This window comes from Sulfurovum sp., from assembly GCF_041551015.1.
Taxonomy (GTDB): domain Bacteria; phylum Campylobacterota; class Campylobacteria; order Campylobacterales; family Sulfurovaceae; genus Sulfurovum.
The window spans coordinates 1-4901 of record NZ_JBFENQ010000128.1 but is presented as its reverse complement, the minus strand read 5'-3'; the positions used below and the strand labels follow the sequence as shown (position 1 = coordinate 4901).

The following is a 4901-nucleotide window of genomic DNA, read 5'->3' as shown; positions in this document are numbered from 1 at the left end:
TCATGGATTCGAACCATGGGCCCACTCCTTAAAAGGGAGTTGCTCTACCAACTGAGCTAAAAGGTCACACATTTTTTGCACTCATTACTTGAATAAGTGGACGGAATTATAGCTCAGAAACCTTTGATTGTCAAGAGAATTATGGGAAATGTTTTTAAATTCCCAACACTTCAGCTAATTTCTCGATGGCAAATACAGTAGATTGCTCTTGAACTGCTTCTCTTGGCCCATTAAAGTTACAATGAAACACCTCTTGTGAAAAAGGTGTTTGCACACCTATATATACAGTTCCTACAGGTTTTAGCTCAGTTCCTCCGGTCGGTCCGGCTATACCAGAAACGGCTATAGCATAGTCAGAACCTGCCATTTTCTGTATCCCTTCTAGCATTTGTACGACACAGGGTTGGCTTACTGCACCATGTTTTTCGAGTACTTCCTCACTGACACCCAACCAAAGATGTTTAATATCATTTGAGTAAGTCACACAGGAACCATGCAGTACTTCCGAAGCTCCTGAGATAGCTGTAAATGCTGCAGCGATACGACCACCAGTGCAACTCTCTGCAAAAGAGACCGTTTTGTGTTCTTTTGTCAACTGTTGAATGATTTTTTCTATTAGATTTTGTATATTTTTCATAAGATAATTGTAGCAAAAGTAGCTTCTAATGGTCTTTTAGATACAATCACGGGATAATATAAGACTAAGGTATTATCAACTATGGATTTTAAAGACACACTCCTCCTTCCAAAAACTGACTTCCCAATGCGTGGAAATCTTCCAAATAATGAACCTAAAAAATACAATGCATGGTTTGATGCCGACATTTATGAGCAGATGAAAACAAAACGCGCGGGCGCTGAAATGTTTACACTTCATGATGGTCCTCCCTATGCTAATGGTGACATCCATATAGGGCATGCACTGAATAAAGTACTCAAAGACATCATTTTAAAATACAACTATTTCCAAGGTAAAGCAGTTCGAATGACTCCGGGTTGGGACTGTCATGGTTTGCCTATCGAGCAGAAAGTTGAAGAGAAACTTGGCAAAGACAAAAAAGAAGCGATGCCTACAGAGAAGTTCAGAGAACTTTGCCGTGCACATGCCGCGAAGTTTGTGGACATACAAAGAGACGGTTTTAAAGCTTTAGGTGTCATTGCAGATTGGAAAAATCCTTATGTAACGATGGACTTTAAATTTGAAGCAAACATCTATCGGACACTTTGTGAAGTAGCACAAAAAGGTCTTTTGGTTGAAAGACACAAACCTATCTTTTGGTCATGGGCTGCAAGAACAGCACTTGCTGATGCGGAAGTGGAGTATGAAGATAAAGAAGATTATTCTATCTATGTTCATTTTGAACTCAGTGACGCAGCGAAAGAAAAGTTAGGACTGGAAGGTAAAGCAGGGCTTGTTATCTGGACAACTACTCCTTGGACACTTCCTGCAAATACAGGTATCTCATTAAATCCTGAAGAGATGTATGTCTTGACTTCTGATGGTCATATCGTAGCAGACGCTCGTTATGATACGATGATAGAAGAAGGTGTGGTTTCTGGACAAGCAAGCAGAAAAATAGCTGCAACTGAGATGGAAAATCTTTTGGCAATCAATCCTGTAAATGGTCGACCATCTAAAGTGATTCTTGGGGAACATGTACTTATGGATGGCGGTACGGGTTGTGTACACACTGCACCTGGACATGGTGAAGATGACTACAAAGTAGGACTTAAGTATGGTCTTGAAGTCGTGATGCCTGTAGATGAGCGTGGATGCTATGATGAGAGTGTAAAAGGTTTAAATCTCCTTCCTAACCCAGATGAGTTTGTAGGGATGCACATCTTTAAAGCAAATGAGCCTATCTTGGAAATATTGGGTGACTCATTATTAAAAGAGAGTAAATTCGTTCACTCATACCCACACTGTTGGAGAACGAAAAAGCCATTGATCTATAGAGCAACGAACCAATGGTTTATCTCTATAGATGACAAAGCCCAAGGTGCTAAAGATACACTAAGAGATACAGCACTGAATGCTATTGAAAGTGTAGATTTTTATCCTAAGACATCTAAAAACCGTCTCAAGCCGATGATAGAAGGAAGACCTGACTGGTGTATTTCTCGTCAGCGTTCTTGGGGTGTACCTATTGCTTTCTTTAGAATCAAAAGTACAAAAGAAGTGATCTTTGATGCAAAAGTGTTAGAACATGTTGCAAGTCTTTTTGATGCTCAAGGTGCAGATGCCTGGTATTCTATGAGTATTGAAGATCTTCTTCCAGAAGATTCAGGGTACAACGCTGATGATCTAGAAAAGATCGATGATATCCTGGATGTATGGTTTGATTCTGGTTCGACTTGGAATTCTGTGATCAAAAGCGGTAACTATGATGCAGGTGAGTATCCAGCATCACTTTACATAGAAGGAAGTGACCAGCATAGAGGATGGTTCCAGTCTTCATTACTGCTTTCAGCAGCTGTGAATGAAGTTTCACCATATCAAACACTGATTACTCACGGGTTTACTGTAGATGAGAAAGGTGAGAAAATGTCTAAGTCTAAAGGTAACGTGGTTTCCCCAGACAAAGTCATTAAAGAGTATGGCTCAGAAATTCTCAGACTGTGGGTAGCACTTTCTGATTATCAGTCAGACTTGAAAATTTCTGATGGTATTTTAAAGCAAACGGCTGAACAGTATAGAAAAATAAGAAACACGTTTAGATTTTTACTTGCGAATGTGGATGATCTTGAAACATATGTTTCAAATGATGCATATGGTGAGTTAGATAGATGGATACTTACTAAAGCCAGAGAAGTATTTACATCAGTAAAAAGCTCTTTTGATGCCTATGATTTTCTTAGAGGATTTGCAACTCTGAATCACTTCATCACCAATGAGCTTTCAGGTATCTATATGGATATTACTAAAGACAGATTATACTGTGAAGATAAAAATAGTGATACAAGAAGAGCAACACAGTCTGCAATGGCACATATTGCCAAAGCAATGTTGGGACTTGTGGCTCCTGTATTGACTTACACTGTAGATGAGATACTTGAATATGCACCGACACTTTTCAAAAGTGATATGGAAAATGTATTTGATCTTGTATATGTTGAAGTACCAGCAGTTGAAGCAAGTTTTGATGATAAGGTACTTTTGGAAGCAAGAGTGAAGTTCTCTGAAGCAGTAGATAAACTCAAAAAAGAGAAACTGATGAAGTCTACACTTGAGGTTGAAATCGTAGGCGATATAAGCGCATTTGCTATTAACGACAGTAAAGACCTTGAAGACTGGTTTGTGGTTTCAGCAATGAAATCAAGTAGTGAAGGTGAGAGAGTAGCTTCTTTTGATGTGAATGGATCAACCTATACAGTACATAAAGCAACAGCGTCAAAATGTCCAAGATGTTGGAGATTTACAAGTGTTAGCGATGAGTGTGCTTGTGAAAGATGTGCTAAGGTAGTTGCCTAATGTTTGATATGTCTCAACCAATACAAATGGAAGTGATCATTGGTTCAATCATTTTTATCTTTGGATTGGTGGGTATAGGGTTGGTAATAGTAGAATATTATAAGAGAAAAGGAAGCAAGTCTTGATAACACTAAAAGAAGCGTTAACAAAATCTAATGAAGAATTAGAAGAGATCAGAGCCCAACTTGAAGTCAAAGCCAAAGAGAGTGGACTTAATGCCTATGTAGGGTTTGAAAGTTCAGGTAAAGGTGTGCCTATTCTCATCAAAGATAACATTCAAGTTAAAGACTGGTCTGTTACTTCAGGGTCTAAAATTCTTCAAGGCTATATAGCTCCTTATGAAGCAACAGTGATCACCAATATGAAATCTAAGGGAATGATGGCATTTGGTAGAGCAAATATGGACGAATTTGCGATGGGTTCAACAACTGAGAGCTCTTTTTATGGCCCTACTAAAAATCCACATGGAACTGATAGAGTACCTGGTGGATCTTCAGGTGGGTCAGCTGCTGCGGTTGCTGGTGGTATCGCTATTGCAGCATTGGGTTCTGACACGGGTGGATCTATTCGTCAGCCTGCTGCATACTGTGGTGTAGTTGGTATGAAACCAACTTATGGAAGAGTAAGTCGTTTTGGTCTGGCATCATATGCTTCATCACTTGACCAGATAGGTCCCATAGCCCAGAATGTTGAAGATGCAGCTATTTTGTATGATGCGATCAAAGGACATGATGAGAAAGATTCGACTTCAGCAGACTTTGAAATAGAAGATATTGCCAATAATATCAACCCTGATGTGAAACTGACTATCGCAGTGATAGATAACTATATCTCTGAAGCAGATGCAGATACACAAAAAGCGTATGCACAGACAATTAACGCACTTGAAGAAGCTGGACATACTATCGTACATAAAAATATGCAAAACACAAAGTATGATATTGCAACCTATTATATTTTAGCTACAGCAGAAGCAGCAACCAACCTTGCACGTTTTGATGGTGTACGATATGGAAGAAGAGCTGAGTCTAAAAATACAGAAGAACTTTTCTATAATACAAGATCTGAAGGATTTGGAGAAGAGGTAAAAAGACGTATCTTGTTGGGTAACTTTGTACTTTCATCAGGGTATTATGATGCATACTATGTCAAAGCACAAAAAGTAAGACACCTTATCAGAGATGAGTTTAACGCTATTTTTGAAGAGGCTGATCTTATTCTTTCACCTGTTGCACCATCTGTTGCACCGAAGATGGGTGCATCTGAAGACCCGCTTGAAATGTATAAGAGTGATATGTATACGATTGCGATCAACCTTGCAGGACTTCCTGCGATTTCACTACCTGTTGCTAAAGATGATGAAGGTATGCCTATAGGTTTACAACTCATTGCTAAAGCATTTAACGAAAAAACGCTTTTTGACGGTGCT

The 4901-nt window shown here is 39.1% G+C and carries 4 protein-coding genes and 1 tRNA gene; 3 read left to right on the top strand and 2 right to left on the bottom strand.

What is annotated here, in order from left to right:
• Positions 1-58 (bottom strand) — tRNA-Lys (locus tag ABZC96_RS08240).
• Positions 59-154: 96 nt separating this feature from the next.
• Positions 155-637, bottom strand: coding sequence for a CinA family protein (locus ABZC96_RS08235; protein ID WP_373030380.1), 483 nt, complete (start codon positions 635-637; stop codon positions 155-157).
• Positions 638-718: 81 nt separating this feature from the next.
• On the opposite strand from ABZC96_RS08235, the gene ileS reads away from it, so the two are divergent.
• The 3 genes from ileS to gatA all read left to right on the top strand — a co-directional run.
• Entirely contained in the window at positions 719-3472 is a 2754-nt protein-coding gene (gene ileS, locus ABZC96_RS08230) for an isoleucine--tRNA ligase (RefSeq protein ID WP_373030378.1), read from the top strand.
• Positions 3472-3597 (top strand): hypothetical protein, encoded by a 126-nt coding sequence (locus tag ABZC96_RS08225; protein WP_373030376.1) that lies wholly within the window; start codon positions 3472-3474, stop codon positions 3595-3597. Before ileS ends, ABZC96_RS08225 begins: the two co-directional genes overlap by 1 nt.
• On the top strand, positions 3594-4901 hold a 1308-nt coding region (gatA, locus tag ABZC96_RS08220), incomplete at its 3' end, for an Asp-tRNA(Asn)/Glu-tRNA(Gln) amidotransferase subunit GatA (protein ID WP_373030375.1). The genes ABZC96_RS08225 and gatA, both read left to right, overlap by 4 nt.

What these genes read in the sequence shown, in the direction of transcription:
- ABZC96_RS08235 (WP_373030380.1), bottom strand. Translation starts at nt 637, where the DNA reads ATGAAAAATATACAAAATCTAATAGAAAAAATCATTCAACAGTTGACA.
- ileS (WP_373030378.1), top strand. Translation starts at nt 719, where the DNA reads ATGGATTTTAAAGACACACTCCTCCTTCCAAAAACTGACTTCCCAATG.
- ABZC96_RS08225 (WP_373030376.1), top strand. Translation starts at nt 3,472, where the DNA reads ATGTTTGATATGTCTCAACCAATACAAATGGAAGTGATCATTGGTTCA.